12 protein-coding genes and 1 tRNA gene are annotated in these 17,757 nt (G+C 67.0%); 3 read left to right on the top strand and 10 right to left on the bottom strand.

All coding sequences use genetic code 11. From position 1 onward, the window contains the following. Nucleotides 1-28: 28 nt before the first annotated feature. The 5 genes from I6J77_RS01575 to I6J77_RS01555 all read right to left on the bottom strand — a co-directional run bounded on the left by I6J77_RS01575 (nt 29) and on the right by I6J77_RS01555 (nt 5,563). Nucleotides 29-295, bottom strand: coding sequence for a hypothetical protein (locus I6J77_RS01575; protein ID WP_204110303.1), 267 nt, complete (start codon nt 293-295; stop codon nt 29-31). Further along, on the bottom strand, nt 292-1,446 hold the full coding sequence (locus tag I6J77_RS01570; protein WP_204110302.1) for a hypothetical protein: 1,155 nt from the start codon (nt 1,444-1,446) through the stop codon (nt 292-294). The genes I6J77_RS01575 and I6J77_RS01570 overlap by 4 nt, the downstream gene beginning before the upstream one ends. 202 nt (nt 1,447-1,648) lie before the next feature. After that, the gene (locus tag I6J77_RS01565) at nt 1,649-3,283 is read right to left on the bottom strand and encodes a class I SAM-dependent DNA methyltransferase (protein WP_204110301.1); all 1,635 of its coding nucleotides are present in this window, start codon (nt 3,281-3,283) and stop codon (nt 1,649-1,651) included. A gap of 139 nt (nt 3,284-3,422) precedes the next feature. After that, a tRNA-Arg gene (locus tag I6J77_RS01560) sits at nt 3,423-3,499 on the bottom strand. Between the two features lie 165 nt (nt 3,500-3,664). Beyond that, nucleotides 3,665-5,563: a M61 family metallopeptidase gene (locus tag I6J77_RS01555; RefSeq protein WP_204110300.1), complete on the bottom strand. Its 1,899-nt coding sequence runs from the start codon at nt 5,561-5,563 to the stop codon at nt 3,665-3,667. A gap of 289 nt (nt 5,564-5,852) precedes the next feature. Between I6J77_RS01555 and I6J77_RS01550 the strand changes: the two genes are divergently transcribed. Beyond that, nucleotides 5,853-6,929, top strand: coding sequence for a diguanylate cyclase (locus tag I6J77_RS01550; RefSeq protein ID WP_204110299.1), 1,077 nt, complete (start codon nt 5,853-5,855; stop codon nt 6,927-6,929). 34 nt (nt 6,930-6,963) lie between these two features. On the opposite strand, the gene I6J77_RS01545 is transcribed toward I6J77_RS01550, so the two are convergent. Continuing rightward, nucleotides 6,964-8,463, bottom strand: a complete 1,500-nt coding sequence (locus I6J77_RS01545; protein ID WP_204110298.1) for an amino acid permease — start codon at nt 8,461-8,463, stop codon at nt 6,964-6,966. Nucleotides 8,464-8,660: 197 nt separating this feature from the next. Between I6J77_RS01545 and I6J77_RS01540 the strand changes: the two genes are divergently transcribed. Beyond that, entirely contained in the window at nt 8,661-11,159 is a 2,499-nt protein-coding gene (locus tag I6J77_RS01540) for a TonB-dependent receptor (protein ID WP_204110297.1), read from the top strand. Between the two features lie 101 nt (nt 11,160-11,260). Here the strand turns inward: I6J77_RS01540 and I6J77_RS01535 are convergent, their stop codons facing one another. The 4 genes from I6J77_RS01535 to I6J77_RS01520 all read right to left on the bottom strand — a co-directional run bounded on the left by I6J77_RS01535 (nt 11,261) and on the right by I6J77_RS01520 (nt 15,449). Beyond that, nucleotides 11,261-12,529 carry a sterol desaturase family protein gene (locus tag I6J77_RS01535; RefSeq protein ID WP_204110296.1) on the bottom strand — a complete coding sequence of 423 codons (1,269 nt, stop codon included), beginning with the start codon at nt 12,527-12,529 and terminating at the stop codon, nt 11,261-11,263. Next, nucleotides 12,526-13,272 carry a lysoplasmalogenase gene (locus tag I6J77_RS01530; RefSeq protein ID WP_204110295.1) on the bottom strand — a complete coding sequence of 249 codons (747 nt, stop codon included), beginning with the start codon at nt 13,270-13,272 and terminating at the stop codon, nt 12,526-12,528. Before I6J77_RS01530 ends, I6J77_RS01535 begins: the two co-directional genes overlap by 4 nt. Nucleotides 13,273-13,356: 84 nt before the next feature. Beyond that, on the bottom strand, nt 13,357-13,614 hold the full coding sequence (locus I6J77_RS01525) for a hypothetical protein (protein WP_239309137.1): 258 nt from the start codon (nt 13,612-13,614) through the stop codon (nt 13,357-13,359). Between the two features lie 122 nt (nt 13,615-13,736). Beyond that, on the bottom strand, nt 13,737-15,449 hold the full coding sequence (locus tag I6J77_RS01520; RefSeq protein ID WP_239309136.1) for a sulfatase-like hydrolase/transferase: 1,713 nt from the start codon (nt 15,447-15,449) through the stop codon (nt 13,737-13,739). A 182-nt stretch (nt 15,450-15,631) separates the two neighbouring features. On the opposite strand from I6J77_RS01520, the gene I6J77_RS01515 reads away from it, so the two are divergent. Beyond that, nucleotides 15,632-17,659 (top strand): bifunctional 2',3'-cyclic-nucleotide 2'-phosphodiesterase/3'-nucleotidase, encoded by a 2,028-nt coding sequence (locus I6J77_RS01515; RefSeq protein WP_204110294.1) that lies wholly within the window; start codon nt 15,632-15,634, stop codon nt 17,657-17,659. The last annotated feature ends 98 nt before the right edge of the window (nt 17,660-17,757 follow it).

The following is a 17,757-nucleotide window of genomic DNA, read 5'->3' as shown; positions in this document are numbered from 1 at the left end:
GGAAGTTGCAGGCAAAGGCTGTCGCCACTCAGGCCATCACCTCGACAACGATGCCGCCGAAGCGCGCTTCGTCGGCGTGGCAGGGGATGCCGTTGATCCAGCAGGCGTGGCTGGCGTAGGCCTCGCCGGTGTCGGCGTAGCGCGCCTCGAAGCCGCCCGAGAAGTCGGTGTTGGAAAACTGCAGCGGGCGGCCGTCGATGGCGGCCGCCTTGCTCGCGCAGTCCTGGCAGACATGGCGCGGGTAGCGTGGAACGGGATCGAGCGACGCACCGCAGATCGGACAGGCGTAACTCATACGACGGCCTCGATTTCGCGCTCGGCGTCCGGCAGGCGCAGCTTGCCGGAGATCAGGCGGGGGAGAAGGGTGTCGCGGAGTTCAACCAGTGCGGCTTCCGCATCACGGTTCTCGCCGATCTTGCACAGGATTGGTGATGTGATGACGGAAAACGCGGCATTGATCTCGGAGGGTGGAATGGTGGCGGGTGTTGCCGACACGACATCTGGGCGCACGGCAGGATAGGCACCACCATCGGCGAGGTTGGCCAGCCGCTCGATGCTGTCATTCCGGGTGGCTGCCAGATAGACGAATGGTGCCCATGCCCCATCTTTTGGCGACAGCACGGCAAAGCCCGTGCTACCAGTCAAATTGGTGGCAGGACGATGGATATACGCAAAGGCCCGATTTCCGGGACGGACGGTGCCTACGATTGTGTCGCCATCCTGCAAACTCCTGCGTGCTCTGCTTGGTGCTTCGGAAAACGGTAGCTCATTGACCGCCCCGATTCGGTTCTCGTGTACGCCGCTTAGATCGACGTAGCTCACGGTGTCGGGATGCCGTTTTGACGACCAGCTGGTCGCATTGAGGTGGCTGACTTCTCCGACTCTCCCTGCATGCCACCCCTTCGGAATCAGCCCAAACTCGGACTCCTCGAACTCGCTGGGGAACAGGGCGGCGGTGGCGGCGTCCATGGCTTCCGGTTCGCGTCCTTCGGCCTTGGCGTGCACGGGGTCGAAGTCCACGAACCAGGATTTGAACAGCGTTTTGGCGATGGCTTCGAGGGTGGTGTTGGTTTGCTGGAGTAAACCGATTCGCTGATTGAACAGCTCAGCCACGTCTCCCAGCGCAAGCGCGACGCCGGCCTGACGAGGCATCGGCACGGGAAGAATCTTGATCTCTTTGAGGTTGAGGGTGGGCTGTACCGTAGTGTTCAACATGCTCAGGATGATGTTGCGCATCACCGAACTCTCAAGCACTGCCTTGACGTAAGGCCTTAACTCGGGCGATTTCATTCGCGCAACGGCCAATGCCCGCGCAACATTCCAACCATTCATTCTCGGCTGGGCCAGAATGCAAATTCCCGGAGTACCCACGAGCGTGATCAACAATTCGTTGCCGCTCAGTTCCGTTCTTCGATACTCGTGGTGGACTGCCGGAGCAATACACATGCTGGTCGCTTGAACGGTTCCACCACCTGCCACATCGCCGACTCGAATGAGCGGCGCGCCACCCTCTGTGTGTTCTCCCGGGTACATGACACCGACAGTTATCGACTTGGGCGATTGAAGAAGATCACCAAAGGGAACTAAGTCCCAATCTGGCGGGACGTCGCCACCGGCTGCCTTCCAAAGGTCTGGATTCCAAGCAACGTCAGCCCCCATAACCCAACACTCCCAACTTTTCCCGTATCACCCCATCCAGCTCCGCGCCCTTCGCCATCTGCTCGGCCAGCTGCGCCGTCAGCCGCTCCATTTTTTCGGCAAACGCCTCGTCGTCATCGTCTTCCGCCACGGCGCCGACGTAGCGGCCGGGGGTCAGCACGAAGCCGTGCTTTTCCACTTCTTCCAGTGAGGCGCTGTGGCAGAAGCCGGGGACGTCTTCGTATCCCGGACCCTCACCCCGGCCCTCTCCCGGAGGGAGAGGGGGAAGAGCAAATTCGGTGCCGCGCCAGCGGTGGTAGGTCTGCGCGATGCGCTGCAGATCCTCGTCGGTGAATTCGACCTGGGTGCGACTGATGCGGCCGCTGGCGGCCTTGCGGGCGTCGATGAACAGGATCTGCCCGCTGCGGTCGAAGCGGCCGTTGCCGCCGGCCTTCTTGTCTTTGGACAGGAACCACAGGCACGCGGGGATCTGGGTGTTGGAGAACAGCTGGCCGGGCATGGCGACCATGCATTCGACCACGTCGGCTTGCACCATGGCGCGGCGAATCTCGCCTTCGCCGGATTGCTGCGAGCTCATGGAGCCGTTGGCCAGCACGGTGCCGGCGCGGCCGCGGCTGGAAAGGCGCGCGAGCATGTGTTGCAGCCAGCCGAAGTTGGCGTTGCCCTTGGGCGGGATGCCGTAGACCCAGCGCGGGTCGTCGGTGAGTTTGTCGCCATCCCAGTCGGAAATGTTGAACGGCGGATTGGCCAGGATGTAGTCGGCGCGCAGGGTCTTGTGCTGGTCGTTGGTGAAGCTGGAGCCGTAGCTCTGGCCGATGTTGCCGTCCAGCCCGTGCACGGCCAGGTTCATCAGGCACAGGCGGCGGGTCTGCGCCATCAGCTCCTGGCCGTAGATGGCGAGGTCGCCCTGCTTGCCCAGCGTTTTCTGGTGCGCGTCCTTGAACCGGGCCGACTGCACGAACATGCCGCCGGAGCCGCAGGCGGGGTCGTAGATCTTGCCCTTGAACGGCGCGAGGATTTCCACCAGCAGGTTGACCACGCTCTTGGGCGTGTAGAACTCGCCGGCCTTGGCGCCCTCGTTCATCGCGAACTGGCCGAGGAAGTATTCGTACACCTCGCCGAACACGTCGCGGCTGCCGTGCTTGCGGGGATCGAAGCTGAGCCGGGCGACCAGGCCCATCAGCTCGCCAAGCTTGCCCGGCTCCAGCGCAAGACGGGAAAACTCGCGGTACAGCACGCCTTTCAGGGTGGGGTTTTCCGCCTCGATCTCGCCCATGGCGCGATCCAGCCGCTGTGCCAGGTCAGGCGCGGTGGCCTGGTCGAGCAGCGTGGCGAAGCGTGCCTGCGGCGGCACCCAGAACACGTTGTCCTGGTCGTAGAAGGTCTTGTCGCCGGCGAACGCGTCGGCGCTTTCCCCGCGAACCGCGGGATCGTCGATGTAGTACTCGGATGCCGGGTCGGCGATGCGATGGCGGATCACCTCGGCCTGCGCCGCGAACATGTCCGACACGTACTTCAGGAACACCATGCCGAGCACGGGGTATTTGTACTCCGCCGCGGATACCGAGCCGCGCAGCTTGTTGGCCGTGTCCCACAGCGTCTTCTTGAATTCTTCGTTGGTCATGCCTGCCCCTGATGTTCTCCCCGCACTTTACGTTTCTATCGACCGCCTGTCTCGGCTGGCTCCGCTACGCCGATGGATGAAAAACCACCCACGCATGCGAACAAGGCCGCCCGATGAGGCAGCCTTGTTCGCGTGTGTGTGGTGCGCCTGGCGGGATTCGAACCCACGACCCCTGCCTTCGGAGGGCAGTACTCTATCCAGCTGAGCTACAGGCGCATGTGCGGCCGCGCGGGGCAGTGGCCCGCGGGGGAGCGCAGTATAGCCGAGTTGCCGCGGGCGGGCATGCGCCGCCACCTGCGCTTCCCTCACCTCGATCCTCTCCCACCAGTGGGAGAGGAGGCGAACGAGGGAAGCGCGGTGCCTGATGAGGCCGGAATGGCCTCAGCGGGCCTTGAGCAGGGCGCTCAGGGTGTCCGGCTTGCTGGTGTCGCGCACCAGGTGCGGGTACTTCAGGCCATCGTGGTAGTCGATGCGGATGGTCTGGTACTGGTCGAAGTTTTTCACCAGCAGCTCGACCGGCAGGCTCTTGTCCTTGGCCGAGGCGGTGACCGCGTCCTTCAGCGCATCGGCGTCGTAGTCGTGGCCGTTCACCGCGATCACGGTCATGGCCGGCGAAATGCCGGCCTTGAACGCGGGGCCGTCCCACAGCACGTCGCCGATGCTGCCGTCCTTGCCCACCGACAGGCCCAGCGAGTAGGTGAGGTCGGCGGAATGACGACGGGCCTCGATGGCCTTCACCGCGGCGGACGGCTTGTCGGTGTAGGTGAGCTTCCAGCCGTGGGCTTCGACGCCGCCGATCAGCGGGCCGTGGCCGTCCAGGCGGGTGCGCAGGTAGCTGGCCCAGTCGAACGGCTGGATGTCGTTGAGCGTCTTCACCACGTCTTCGAAGGTGTAGGGGTTCACGGCCCACTCGCCGTTGTCCATGCCGAAGAACGCCTTGCCGAAGTCGTCGATGGAATGCTTGCCCTTGCTGAGGTCACGCAGCTTGGCGTCGACGTCGAGCCAGATCATCTGGCCGGCCGAGTAGTAGTCCTCGCTGCCCTGGTAGTTGCGGTAGGGCAGCGGCGCGCGCTGGGCGATGATCGGGTCGTTGGTGGTGTCCTGCACGTTGCGCCAGCTGGCCAGGCCGGGGCGGCCGCGGTCGTAGGTGGCGGCCACGAAGGCCAGCATGTCGCGCGCCTGCTCCTCGTTCCACAGGCCCGAGCGGGTGGCCATCACGTGACCCCAGAACTGGGTCTGGCCTTCGTACACCCACAGCAGCGAATCCTGCATCGGCACGTTGAAGTTCACCGTGGTGAGGTCGGCGCCGCGGCGGTACTTGCCGTCCCACGAGTGGTTGTATTCGTGGGCCAGCAGGTCGCGGCCCAGCGCGCCCTTTTCCCACTCGGTGAAGTAGCCGGTGCCCACGCCGTTCTCGCTGGAACGATGGTGCTCCAGGCCCTGCCCGCTCATCTTGTCGCTGAGCGAAAGCAGGAAGTCGTAGTGGTTGTAGTGGTGGGCGCCGTACATCTTGTACATCTGCTGCACCAGGTTGCGATGCAGCTTGATCTGCTCGGGCGTCACTTCCAGGTACTTCGCCGCGTCGGCCACGACGTTCAGATGCACCGGCGCCTTGGCGCCCGGATCGAGGTCGATGCGCTTGAAGTACTTGCCGGCGAAGATCGGCGAGTCGACCAGGTCGTTGTACGCGATCGGCTTGAAGTGCACGGTGTCGCCATCGCGCGAGGCCACTTCCAGCGCGGTGCCGAACTGCCAGCCGGCGGGGAACTTCACGCTGGTCTCGGCCATGATGCGCTTGGCGTAGTAGCCGGCCGGATAGATGGTGTTGGCGTTCCACTGCAGGTTCAGCATTTCCGGCGTCATCACCACGCGCCCCTCGCTCTTGCTCTGCGGCGAGAGGAACTCGAATGACACCTCCACGTTGCTGGCGCCGGCGGGCACGTCGACGTGGAAGGCGTAGACGTTCAGCGGGCCGCGCTTCCACGGCAGGGTCTTGCCGTTGGCGGTCACCACCAGGCCGGCCAGCTTGTCGATCGGGCCGCTGGGCGAATGGTGGCCGGGCAGCCACTGCGGGTACAGCAGGGTCAGCGGGCCGGGCTGGGCCGGGATCACCTCGTGCACGCGGAAGATCCGGCGCGCCAGGTCGGTGGCGTCCACATTGACCTTCAAGGTGCCCTGAAACGGCACATCCTGCGGCGCCGGGACATCGGCAAACGCGGCAAAACTGGCCAGGCCGAAGCTGGCGGCGACAAGGGCGGAAGCGAGACGGGTGACTTTCAATGCGTTCTCCGGATGGAAAGGGGGAGCCTGGCGAACGCTGCCGCACCTGCCGAAAAATCACGACATGACACGGCTCGGGCCAGACGGGGCCCGGGAATCCCTGCAACGGGAAGTTGTCATGGCAGGAGTCCAGACCCCGATGCTAGACCGGCCGCGACCGCCTTCACCCCTGCCGAAGGTCACGACCAGCGCGGCCGGCCTTGCCACGTCCCCGCGCTTGCGCCGAATCTGGCACCCATCTTGCTGCGATCCACGCTGATCTCTTCCGGCTTCACCGCCCAGGAACCCCATGCACGACCTGCTCGACCAACTTCCGCGCCACGACGACAGCCTGCAGCAGCGCGACTACCGCAGGTACCTCGCGCAGCGGATGGGGCCGATGATCCATGCCCTGATGCTGGTGGCGACCCTGGTCTACCTGGTCGCCGTGCTGGCCAGCAGCGTGCTGCAAAGGCCGATGCTGTCCGGCTGGCTGCGCGCGTTGCCGCTGTTGCCGCTGGCGCTGGTGACGCTGTCGACCCGGCAGGCGCGCCGGCCACACCTGCTCAGCGCGCTGACCCTGCTGTTCGTGGTGCTGCTGGAGGTGAGCATCAACCTCAACACGTTCGGCAACCCGCATCGGCAGACGATGGTGTTGCCGGGCCTGCTGTTGCCCGTGGTCTCGTCGGTGATCTGGCTCGGTCGCTGGGATTTCGTCGCCGGCATGATCGTCTGCGCGCTGGGCCCGCTGCCGATGCTGCTGCTGGGCAACAGCGACGACGTGCAGGTGGTGCAGTACCTGATCTACATGGCGGTGGCGATCGTGCTGGCCGCGGTGCTGCGCGCGTTCATGGCGCGCACGCTGTTCGAGCAGTTCCGGCTGGAGCGCCGCCTGCGCGAGCAGGCCAATACCGACGGGCTGACCGGGCTGCTGCTGCGCAACCGCTTCCTGCAGCTGTCGCGGCTGGCGCTGGCCGACATCCGGCACCGCGGGCTGCCCGCGTGCGTGCTCTACCTCGACGCCGACCACTTCAAGCCGCTCAACGACGACTTCGGCCACGCCGCCGGCGACGCCGCGCTGGTCGCGATGGCCGGCACGATGCGTCGGCAGATGCGTCCGGACGACCTGATCGGGCGCATCGGCGGCGAGGAATTCGCGATGTTGATGCCCGGCCTCGACCTGGCCCAGGCGACCCAGCGGGCCGAGCAGTTGCGGGTGGCGATCCACGCCATCCAGCGCCCCGACGGCCGCATGAGCGTCAGCATCGGCGTGGTCGAATGCCGGGCGGACGACGAGGCGATCGAAACCCTGCTGATCCGCGCCGACCGTGCGATGCGCCAGGCCAAGCGCGCCGGCCGCGACCGCGTGGCCAGCACGGTCGACTGAGCGACGGCGCTGGCGCCCGCCCGGCCTGCCGTGATCAGCCGGCCATCTTGCTGCGGCGGATGCCGTAGGCGAAGTAGATCACGCAGCCCAGCGCCATCCACAGGATGAAGCGCTCGTAGGTGATCCACGGCAGGCCGTAGATCAACGCGGCGGAAAACAGGATGCCGAGCGGCGCGGTGAACCACACCGCCGGCGTGCGGAAGTTGCGCTGCAGGTCGGGCCGGCGCACGCGCAGCAGCATGATCGAGGCGCAGATGATGATGAAGGCGCTGAGCGTGCCGATGTTGACCAGTTCGGCGACCTCGCCGATCGGCAGCAGGCCGGCGACCAGCGCGGTGAACACGCCGATGATCAGGGTCGGTCGCGCCGGCGTGCCGAAGCGCGGGCTGACCTTGGCGAACCAGGCCGGCAGCAGGCCGTCGCGGGCCAGCGCGAACCAGATCCGCGCCGCGCCCAGCATGAAGGCGAACAGCACGCTGGTGACGCCGACCACCGCGGCGATCGCGATGATGATGCTGAGCCAGTGCAGGCCGATCGACTCGAACGCATCGGACACCGAAGCTTCGCCGCCGAGCGTGCTGTACGGCACGATGCCGGTGAGCACCAGCGACACCGCGATGTACAGCACCATCGCGATCGCCAGCGACAGCAGCACCGCGCGCGGCAGGTCGCGCTGCGGGTGCTTCGATTCCTCCGCCGCGGTGGTCAGCGTGTCGTAGCCGAACACCGCGAAGAACACCACGCTGGCGCCGGTCAGCACGCCCGACCAGCCGAAGTGGCCGACCCCGGTGGCGGCGTCGACCACGCGGGCGGGCACGAACGGGTGCCAGTTCGCCGGGTCGATGTAGAACACGCCGACCAGCACCACCAGCAGCACGCCGATCACCTTGATCGCCACCACCAGGGTGTTGAAGCGCGCGCCCCACTCGGTGCGCACGGTCAGCAGGATCGCCACGCCGATCGACACCGCCGCCGCGATCACGTTGAAGCGGTGGCCGTCGCTGGGCCCGGCGATCGCCGCCGAACCGTGCAGGCCGAACAGCTGCTGCAGGTAATACTGCATGGTCTGCGCGCTCATGCTCTGCTGCGCCCACTCCGGCAGGTGCACGCCGGCGGAGTTCAGCAGCACCTGCACGTAGCCGGACCAGCCGATCGCCACCACCGCGACCACCAGCGCGTATTCCAGCAGCAGGTCCCAGCCGATGATCCACGCGGCGAACTCGCCGAGCACCGCGTAGCCGTAGGTGTAGGCGCTGCCGGTGACCGGGATCAGCCCGGCGAACTCGGCGTAGCACAGCGCCGCGCAGGCGCTGCCGAAGCCGGCGATCAGGAAGCTGATCGCCACCGCGGGGCCCGCGTTCATCGCCGCCTGCTGGCCGGCCAGCACGAAGATGCCCACGCCGATGATGCCCCCGATGCCGATCGCGGTGAGCTGCCACAGGCCCAGCACCCGGCGGAAGTCGCTGCGGGTGCCGGCTTCGGCCTGCAACTGTTCGATCGTCTTGTGCCGCACCAGCTTGCCGAGGAAACCCATTGCACACCCCTGATCGCATGACCGCCGGAAACCAGCGGCGATCATAGCGAATACCGCCCATCGTGTTGGCCCGTGCGCGGCATGTTGCGCTGCACCTGTACACCTGCGCGCGACGCGGGCGAACATGCTTCCACGCATCCACGACCGGCCCGCGAGCGGGCGGCGAGGGAGGCGACCACGACCCGGGGAATACATCCATGCTCATCCGCACCCATCGTCTGGCTGCCGGCATCGCCTGCGCCCTGCTTGCCGGCACGCTCGGCGTGTCGCCCACCGCCTCGGCGCAGGACACCAGCCCGCCACCGGCAGCGGCCACCACGAATGCCACCGAGCTGGGCAAGATCACGGTGACCGCGCAGAGCCGCACGCAGGAAGTGCAGGACGTGCCGATCGCGATGGACATCGTCACCGCGAAGCAGCTCGACATCATCGCCGCCACCGACCTCAGCCAGACCAACCTGTTCGTGCCCGGCGTGGTGGTCGACGGCAGCGACCCGACCCAGCCGACCTACCGGATGCGCGGCATCGAGACCAACGACTTCGGCATCGGCACCGACTCGGCCGTGGGTGTCTACGTCAATGGCGTCTACCAGACGCGCTCCGGCGGCGCGCTGATGGCGCTCAACGACGTGGCCCGGGTCGAGGTGCTGAAAGGTCCGCAAGGCACCCTGTTCGGCCGCAACACCGCCGCCGGCGCGATCTCGATCGTCACCAACGAACCCACCGACAAGCTCGAGGGCAAGGCCCGCGTGCGCTACGGCGAATACGGCAGACGCTACGGCGACGCCCTGCTCAACGTGCCGGTGAACCAGGACCTGGCCGTGCGCATGAGCTTCCTGGACAACCAGAGCAACGGCTACCTCAGGGATGCCGTCACCGGCCAGCACTACGGCAAGGACGACGAATGGGGCACGCGCATGGTGGCGCGCTGGCAAGTCACGCCCGACAGCACGGTGCACCTGTCGTGGGACCATGACCGCCTGAAGCAGCCCTCGCGCATGGACGTGGGCCTGATCCCGCTGTCCTCCACCGACCTTTACCAGCGCGCGCCGTTCCCGGCCGATCCGTCGACCTGGTATGACCCGCGCCACGCGCCGTTCTTCAACGACAGTGACGGCGGCCGCGAACGTCGCCAGTACAACGGCTGGACCCTGGCCTTCGACCACGGCTTCGACTGGGGCGGCTTCAGCTCGACCACCAACTACGCCGCCTACAACATCTCGCACGTCGAGGACGGCGACGGCACCAACCACGTCACCACCCACCTCGACACCGGCGTGATCAGCGAGGGGCGCACGCTGTACCAGGAGTTCAAGCTCAACGGCAGCAACGAGCGGGTCGACTGGGTCGCCGGCGCCAGCTACTACATGGAACGCGCCAAGCAGACCAGCCTGGCCACGGTGAACACCGACACCTACGACACGCTGGCGATCAACAGCGGCCTCGGCGCCAACTTCACCCCGGACGGCACGCTGTTCCACTACTTCGACTCGCTGCTGCAGGCGTTCAACCTGCCCTACCGCCTGCTCGGCGATCCGTGGACCGAGACGATCAGCAACAACGGCCACTTCAATTCGTACGCGGTATACGGCGACGCGATCTGGCACGTCACCGACAAGCTCAACATCACCACCGGCCTGCGCTACACCCACGACCGCAAGTATTTCGACTGGTACACGCCGGTGCGCTACGCGCCCCAGCTCGACGCGACGGTCGACCAGCTCGACGCGGCCGGCATCCTGGCGCTGGCGCCGCTGCTCACCGGCGGCGCGCTGAGTGCCGATGCCCTGCGCGCCATCCTCACCCAGAACCAGATCTTCCCCAACGCGGTGGGCCAGCTGGTCAGCAAGGACAACCGCTGGAACGACCTGAGCCCGCGCCTGGTCGCCGACTACAAGTTCACCCCGGACACGATGGGTTATTTGTCGCTGGCCCGGGGCTACAAGGCTGGCGGCTACAACGGCACCGAGCCCGGTTCGCAGTTCCAGCCGGAGAAAGTGTGGAACGCCGAGCTCGGCATCAAGAGCACCTTCCCCGACCAGCACCTGCTGCTGAATGCCTCGATCTATCACTACCGCTACACCGACAAGCAGACCCTGGTGGTGGTGCCGTCCACCGACGGCCTCGGCGTGCCGACCTACCAGGTCAGCAACACCAGCCAGGACGCCACCGGCGTGGACCTGCAGGTGCAATGGGTGCCCGTGGACGACCTGCGGCTGGGCTTCAACGGCAGCTACATCGACTCGAAATACTCCACCGCGCGCGTGCCGGCTGGCGTCGACGCCAACGGCGATGCGCTCTACCTGAACGTCTCCGGCCAGCCGGTGGACGAGCCGAAATTTTCGTACAGCCTCAGCGGCGACTACACCTGGCACGGCGTGGCCCAGGGCGAGCTGAGCTTCCACGCCAACTACGGCTATCGCGGCCGCATGCGCTGCAACGACGCCTCGGTCTACCAGGGCAAGTGCGCCTTGCCGACCAACTTCGACCTGGGCGAGCCGCAGCAGCGCACCGACCTGCGCCTCGACTGGAACGCGGCGAACGGCCGCTGGGGCCTCGGCGCCTACGTGCAGAACCTGTTCGACAAGCAGTACGTCAGCGGGCTGGGCACGATCTCGCAGTCGGTGCTGGGCACGCCGTACGCCTACGTCACGCCCCCGCGGATGTGGGGCGTGGAAGCGCGCGTGAAGTTCTGACCGACCGCCGCGCGTAGGGCGGGCACTGCCCGCCGTCTTTCCGAAACGACAAGAGCCGGCGGGCGTTGCCCGCCCTACGCGATCGACGGTTCGCCCGAAACTCAGCCCGTCGCGACGTCGTGACGCAACGACGACGATGGGCGCAGCCCGCCCAGCCATGGCAGCGCCAGCGCGCTGAGCCCGAACACCACGGCGATGGCCAGCGCGATACGGCCGTCCAGATGGCCAATCCCGAACCAGCGCCCGCTGAGCAGCGGCACGGCGGCCGTCGCCAGCACGCGGATGCCCTCCGCCCAAGCCGCCCAACGCCGGCCTTCCATCAGCGCGCCGATCACGCACAGGCTGACGGTCAGATACAGCGCATACAGCAGCAGCGCGGAGATGCCAGCCGTACCGGCCATGCCGAGGAACTGCGTGGCCATGCCCAGCAACAAGGCGAACTGCGCCAGCACGTAGAGCTTCAGCGGCCGCGACAGGGGCGGATCGAAACGCTCGGTGGGCATGGTGAAGCCGGGCTTCGGGAAGCGCGCCGCCACGTCGACCGGACGCCAGCCCGGCGGCTTGATCCACACCAGCAGCTTGTCGCGCCAGCGCTTCGCATGCCATGCGTCCTGCGCGGTCTTCCAGTACACCTCGGCGTTCGCCCACAGCGGGTTCCAGCTGCGCAGCGGCGAGCGCGTGCCGTAGACCGGCTTGTCGCTGTCGTCCTCATCGACAAAGGTGCCGAACAGGCGATCCCACACGATCAGGATGCCGCCGTAGTTGCGGTCCAGGTAGCGATCGTTCACCGCGTGATGGGCGCGATGATTGGACGGCGAACAGAACACCCGGTCGAACCAGCCGAGCCGGCCGATCTGTTCGGTGTGCACCCAGAACTGGTACAGCAGATCGATCAGCGCCACCACCACGAACACCTTCAGCGGCACGCCGACGATCGCCATCGGCAGGTAGAACACCCAGCCCAGCAGCGCGCCGCTGCCGGTCTGGCGCAGCGCGGTGGAGAGGTTGTAGTGCTCGCTCTGGTGATGCACCACGTGGGCGGCCCACAGGATGTTCACCTCGTGGCCCATGCGGTGCAGCCAGTAGTAGCAGAAGTCGTAGAACAAGAGCGCGCCGGCCCACACCCACAGGCTGTTCTCCGGCAGCGCGAACAGCGCCAGGTGTTCGACGCACCAGGCATAGATGCCGATCGTCACCAGCTTGGTGAACACGCCGACCAGCTGCGAGATCACGCCCAGCCCGATGCTGTTGATCGCATCGTTGGCCGCGTATGCCTGCCGTCCGCGCAGTTTCGCCACCAGCAATTCGATGCCGATCAGCAGGAAGAAGACCGGTGTGGCCCAGGTGATGATGAGTTCCTGCGTATTCACTTCGCCGCCTCTTTCTCGATCGAAGGCTCGACGCGCTGCACCGAGCGCGCGATCCACCACAACGCCAGATAGTACGCCGCCAGCACCCACAGGCTGGACCACGGCAGCGGACCATCGAAGCGGTTCCACGCCAGCAGGCAATCGCTGAGCATGAAGGTCAGGCCGCCGAGCGCCGCCAGCCGCGCCGCCGGCGCCTGCGGGTCGCCGCGTTGGGCCAGCACCCGTGCGCGCACCAGCGCCTGGCCGCCCATGCTGGCCAGCACCACCACGTAGACGATCACCGGAATGCGCAGCGCCGGCCCGATCGCGCCCCACAACAGGACCATGTTCACCGCGCCGAAACCCAGCGTGGCCAGCAGCAGCCACGGCCGCGCCGCGAAGCGGCAGTCGCCGGTGAACGCGGCGATGAAACACAGGTGGCCGCACAGGAAGGCCAGCAGCCCCGGCACGAACAGGTCGCCCGGCAGCATCAGCAGGACGTCGCCCAGCAGCGAGCAGGCGATGCCGGCAAGCACCAGCCGCCGGTAGCGCGGCGATTGGGCCGGCCGCGACTGCCAGGCCAGCACGAAGATCAGCACGGTGGCCAGCGGCTTGCCCAGCCAGTGCAGCCAGTGCCATGCCGGCGACGGATGGCTGGCCGCGAGCAGCGCGCCGGCGATGGCGGCGGATGCCGCCAGCAGGATGGCCACCGCCAGTCCTCGCGGGTAGCGAGGCGTGGCGGTATCGAAGGCAAGAACGGACATGCGTATCCCCGTTGACGACTGCCGTCGATCATAGCCGGACGCCGCCACCTGTCGGCCAGGCTTGAGCGACAGGGTCGACCCCGCTCAGCGCGGCGCGGGTGCGCGTCGGCGCGGGCTGCCGTACATCTCGCGGTAGACCTCGCTGATCCGGGCTTCCAGCGTGCCGCCCTGGCGCGCCTGGCTGAAGGCCTCGTTCAATTGTTTCTCGGCCACATGCAGATGACGCAGGAAGTGGCGCTCGTCGCCGGACAGCCCGCACTCGGCCATCTGCTGTTCCAGCGTGGGGTCGACGGGCGGGTCATCGGGCGTGGGAGTCGGGGGCGGCGGCAGGCGATCTTTCATGCCGGAAACAAAGCAAGACACTTGCCATTCAGCTTTCCGCCGCGACGCCGCCCCGCTGCGTCAGACAGCACCGGCGCAGGCCGGCGCCGCGACGGATGGGCGACGCAAACTGCCCCCGGGTGTCACTGATAGACGTGCAGCCGGTTGATCGTCCAGGCGTGGTACGAGTCCAGCACGCCGGGGATCGCGCAGTCGTCGTACAGGCCGCTGCAGCGCGTGCGCAATTCGCGCGACGCGGTGAAGTACGCGTCGGTGGGCACGCCGGCCGCCTGCAGCACCATGCCGGGCAGGAAGGCGATGTCGAGCATCGGATACGCCGGCAGCGGCGTCCCGGCGAAATTGCTCTTCACCATGTAATAGGTGAGGTAGTCGCGATACGGCGCCAGCGCCGGCGGCGTGCTCCGCTCCAGCTTGCGGATGCCGCCGTTGAACGAGGGCTGGTGATCGCCGAAGTGCACCAGCACGGTCGGCTGCGGGCGGTCGAGGAAGGCGCGCTCGAGCCCGCGCATCGCCACGTCCGAATCGTGCAGCCGCGACAGGTAGGTGTCGAAGTTCAGCGCCATGCCCGGCGCAAGCCCGCGCAGCAGGTTGCGGTAGGGCGCGGGCAGCTTGTCCATCGGCTGGTGGTCGTGCGGGCCGTGCTGGTTCAAGGTCAGGATCATGATGAACACCGGTTGCCCCGGCTTCCTGAGCTTGTCGTAGATGCGCTTGGCCGCGGCGAACATCTGCGCGTCGCTTTCCTCCCATTCCTCCAGGCCCAGTTCGTCGGCGCCGTACAGATGATCGAAGCCGTAGGCGCGGTACGCATTGTCGCCGTTGATGAAGCTGGCGGCGGTGGGATACACGCCGATGGTGAGGTAGCCGAGCCGGCGCAGCTGCAGCGCCAGCGCATCGTGCACGTTGGGCGCCAGCACGTAGGGCGCATACATGCCGCCGGAGCCGAAGATGTCCTGCGGCATGCCGGTCAGCGCGGCGAACTCGCTGACCCAGGTGCCGCCGCCGAAGGTATGCACGCGCAGCACGCCGTGCCCCCGCGTGCGCGCATCGGGCTGGAACATCGCCACCCGGCACGCCGGCACGTTGCAGTTGGTGTAGTTCGACGGGTCGAAGGTGCTTTCCTCCAGCACCTGCACGATGTCCGGATACGGCGGCGGCCGGCTGGCCGGTGCGCCCGACGCGGTGGCGCCCCAGTCGCGCTCGGCCACCTCGTCGCTGGCCATCGGCGGCAACTGCACGTCGGCATCGCGCAGGTTCACGAAGAAATTGGTCAGCTGCGCGTCGTCGGACATCTTCTGCCACGCATTGCGCGCATGGGCCCGGGCGAACGGCCCGGCCGGCAGCATGCACAGCCAGAAACCCAGCGCGCACGCCGCGATCCCGCCCAGCCGGATCGGCAGCGCCCGCGACGCTCGCAAGCCGGCCAGCAGGCGCCAGTCCCAGCGCCACACCAGGTACAGCAGCGGCGGCAGCAGCAGGCACAGCGCGAGGCCAACGGTGTACAGGTGCGGGTAGTGGCGCAAGGTGTCGATCAGGCTGGTGCGCACGTAGTAGATGAAGTCCGACGGCATCAGCTGCGAATCGAGATAACGCAGCTTCAGCACCGCCACCGACTTCAGCAGCAGGAACAGCCCGCCGCCCACCACCAGTCCGCTGGCAAAACGCCCGAACGCCAGCAGCAGCACGCCGCAACTGCACAGCATCAGGGCCATGATGAAGGCGCGCTGCAGCGGCAGCGGTTCCTGCCACGCCGTCAGCGCGATGCAGCCGCCCAGAAACGCCAGCGCGCACAACACCACCACACCGGCTCGCGATGGGCGCAAAAATAATCGACGCATGCCTGGTCAGTCCCCCTGTAGGACCCTTGTCACTGGGTTGTCATCTTACGGTCTTGGCCACCGCACTGCGCGGCGGCGGACTCCCGCCGGAACGGAGCCATTCATCGGCCCCGGCACGCATCCGGCCATGCCGATCTGCTAGTTTCTGCGGCCTGACCCAAGCTCCCGTCCCCGGAATCCCCATGTCGCCACGCCTGTTGCGCTCCACCACTCCCCTGCTCGCCCTCGCCGGCGCCCTGCTCGCCGGCTGCGCCGGCCTCCCATGGCAGGGCAGCGCGCTGGCCGACGGTTCGCGCGCCAACGTGGCCATCCTGGAAACCACCGACATCCATTCGAACGTGCTCAGCTACGACTACTACAAGCTGAAGCCGGACGACTCGCTGGGCTACGAACGCACCGCCACGCTGATCCGCCGCGCCCGCGCCGAGTTTCCCAACACCTTCCTGTTCGACAGCGGCGACACCATCCAGGGCAGCGTGCTGGCCGACTACCAGGCGCTGGTGAAGCCGGTCGGCTGCGCGCAGGAACTGGCCGTCTACCAGGCGATGGACGCGATGGGCTACGACGGCGGCACCGCCGGCAACCACGAGTTCAACTACGGCCTGGGCTTCCTGTCGCAGGTCACCGGCACGCCGATGAACGTGGACGGCGGCCACGACAACCGCTGCGCCGGCCCGCACTTCCCGCTGGTGCTGGCCAACGTCTACAGCGCGCGCGACGGCAAGCCGATCTTCAGGCCGTGGACCGTGGTGACGAAAACCATCAGCGCCTACACCCCGGACGGCAGCCGCATCGAGGTGCCGCTGAAGGTGGGCATCATCGGCTTCACCCCGCCGCCGATCATGGACTGGGACAAGCAGAACCTGGCCGGCAAGGTCACCGTCAGCGGTGTCGTCGAGGCAGCGCAGAAATACCTGCCCGAGCTCAAGGCGCAACATCCCGACCTGATCGTGGCGATCCTGCACGGCGGCCTCAACACCGCGCCGTACACCCCGCAGATGGAAAACGCGGGCTGGTACCTGGCCGGCGTGCCCAGCATCGACGCCCTGCTGCTCGGCCACTCGCACACCGAATTCCCCGGCCCGCACTACGCCGGCATGAAGGACGTCGATGCGAAGCGCGGCCTGGTCCGCGGCGTGCCCACGGTGATGGGCGGCTTCTTCGGCAAGGACCTCGGCGTGATCCGGTTGGTGCTGGATCGCCAGGGCGGCCGCTGGGTGGTCGACCGCGACGAGAGCCACAGCGAAGTACGCCCGATCTGCAGCAAGTCAGGCAGCCCGAACAAGTCGGGCTCGCAAGCTGTCGAGTGCGTGCCGGCCGATCCGGCCATCGCGCCGCTGGTGCAGCAGGCCCATGAAGCGGCCATCGCCTACGTCAACACGCCGATCGGCAACAGCAGCGTGCAAATGAGCAGCTACTTCGCCGACGAAGGCAACATGAGCGCACTGGCGCCGGTCAACGCCGCCCAGGCCGACTACGTACGCACTGAACTTCCCCGCTCGCATCCCGAGCTGGCCGACGTGCCGGTACTGTCCGCCGCCGCCGCCTTCCGCACCGGCTTCGGCGGCCCCGACGATTACACCGACGTCGCCGCCGGCTCGCTCACCCTGCGCAGCGCCGCCGACCTGTACTTCTATCCGAACACCCTGGCCGCGGTGAAAACCGACGGCGCCGGCCTCAAGGCCTGGCTGGAAAAATCCGCCGGCCGCTTCAACCGCATCGACCCGGCCAAAACCGGCGAGCAGCAGCTGATCAACAGCCGCTTCGTCGGCTACAACTTCGACCAGATCCAGGGCGGCATCCACTACGTCATCGACGTCTCGAAACCGGTCGGCCAGCGCATCACCACGCTGAGCTACCAGGGCAAGCCGGTGGTGCCGAGTGACCCGTTCATCATCGTCACCAACAACTACCGCGCCAGCGGCGGCGGCCACTTCCCCGGCCTCGACGGCAGCAACATCGTGCTCGCCGCGCCCGACGGCACCCGCGAAATCCTGGCGAAGTGGATCGAACACAAACAGCAGGTCGGCGCCGCCAACCTCGAACCCGCATCCTGGAACTTCGCGCCACTGAAAGTGCGCGGCCCGGTCGTGTTCACCGGCGCCGCCAACAAGCTCGACGTGGCGAAGGCCGCCGGGCTGGACCACATCCGGCAGCTGAAGGACAACGGGGATGGCACGGCGACGTACGCGATCGACTTGTCGCATTGAGCGATGCTGCGTAGGGCGGGCACTGCCCGCCGCTCTGCCTTTCATTGTTCGATTAGAGCAAAAGCTTTCGTCCCTGCGTTGCCCCTGTCGACACCCGA

It is taken from the genome of Rhodanobacter sp. FDAARGOS 1247 (assembly GCF_016889805.1).
GTDB lineage: Bacteria > Pseudomonadota > Gammaproteobacteria > Xanthomonadales > Rhodanobacteraceae > Rhodanobacter.
Note: the sequence above shows the minus strand (reverse complement) of the source record. Positions and strands in the feature narration are given on the sequence as shown.

What these genes read in the sequence shown, in the direction of transcription:
- I6J77_RS01540 (WP_204110297.1), top strand. Translation starts at nt 8,661, where the DNA reads ATGCTCATCCGCACCCATCGTCTGGCTGCCGGCATCGCCTGCGCCCTG.
- I6J77_RS01515 (WP_204110294.1), top strand. Translation starts at nt 15,632, where the DNA reads ATGTCGCCACGCCTGTTGCGCTCCACCACTCCCCTGCTCGCCCTCGCC.
- I6J77_RS01520 (WP_239309136.1), bottom strand. Translation starts at nt 15,449, where the DNA reads ATGCGTCGATTATTTTTGCGCCCATCGCGAGCCGGTGTGGTGGTGTTG.
- I6J77_RS01525 (WP_239309137.1), bottom strand. Translation starts at nt 13,614, where the DNA reads ATGAAAGATCGCCTGCCGCCGCCCCCGACTCCCACGCCCGATGACCCG.
- I6J77_RS01565 (WP_204110301.1), bottom strand. Translation starts at nt 3,283, where the DNA reads ATGACCAACGAAGAATTCAAGAAGACGCTGTGGGACACGGCCAACAAG.
- I6J77_RS01545 (WP_204110298.1), bottom strand. Translation starts at nt 8,463, where the DNA reads ATGGGTTTCCTCGGCAAGCTGGTGCGGCACAAGACGATCGAACAGTTG.
- I6J77_RS01570 (WP_204110302.1), bottom strand. Translation starts at nt 1,446, where the DNA reads ATGTGTATTGCTCCGGCAGTCCACCACGAGTATCGAAGAACGGAACTG.
- I6J77_RS01575 (WP_204110303.1), bottom strand. Translation starts at nt 295, where the DNA reads ATGAGTTACGCCTGTCCGATCTGCGGTGCGTCGCTCGATCCCGTTCCA.
- I6J77_RS01550 (WP_204110299.1), top strand. Translation starts at nt 5,853, where the DNA reads ATGCACGACCTGCTCGACCAACTTCCGCGCCACGACGACAGCCTGCAG.
- I6J77_RS01530 (WP_204110295.1), bottom strand. Translation starts at nt 13,272, where the DNA reads ATGTCCGTTCTTGCCTTCGATACCGCCACGCCTCGCTACCCGCGAGGA.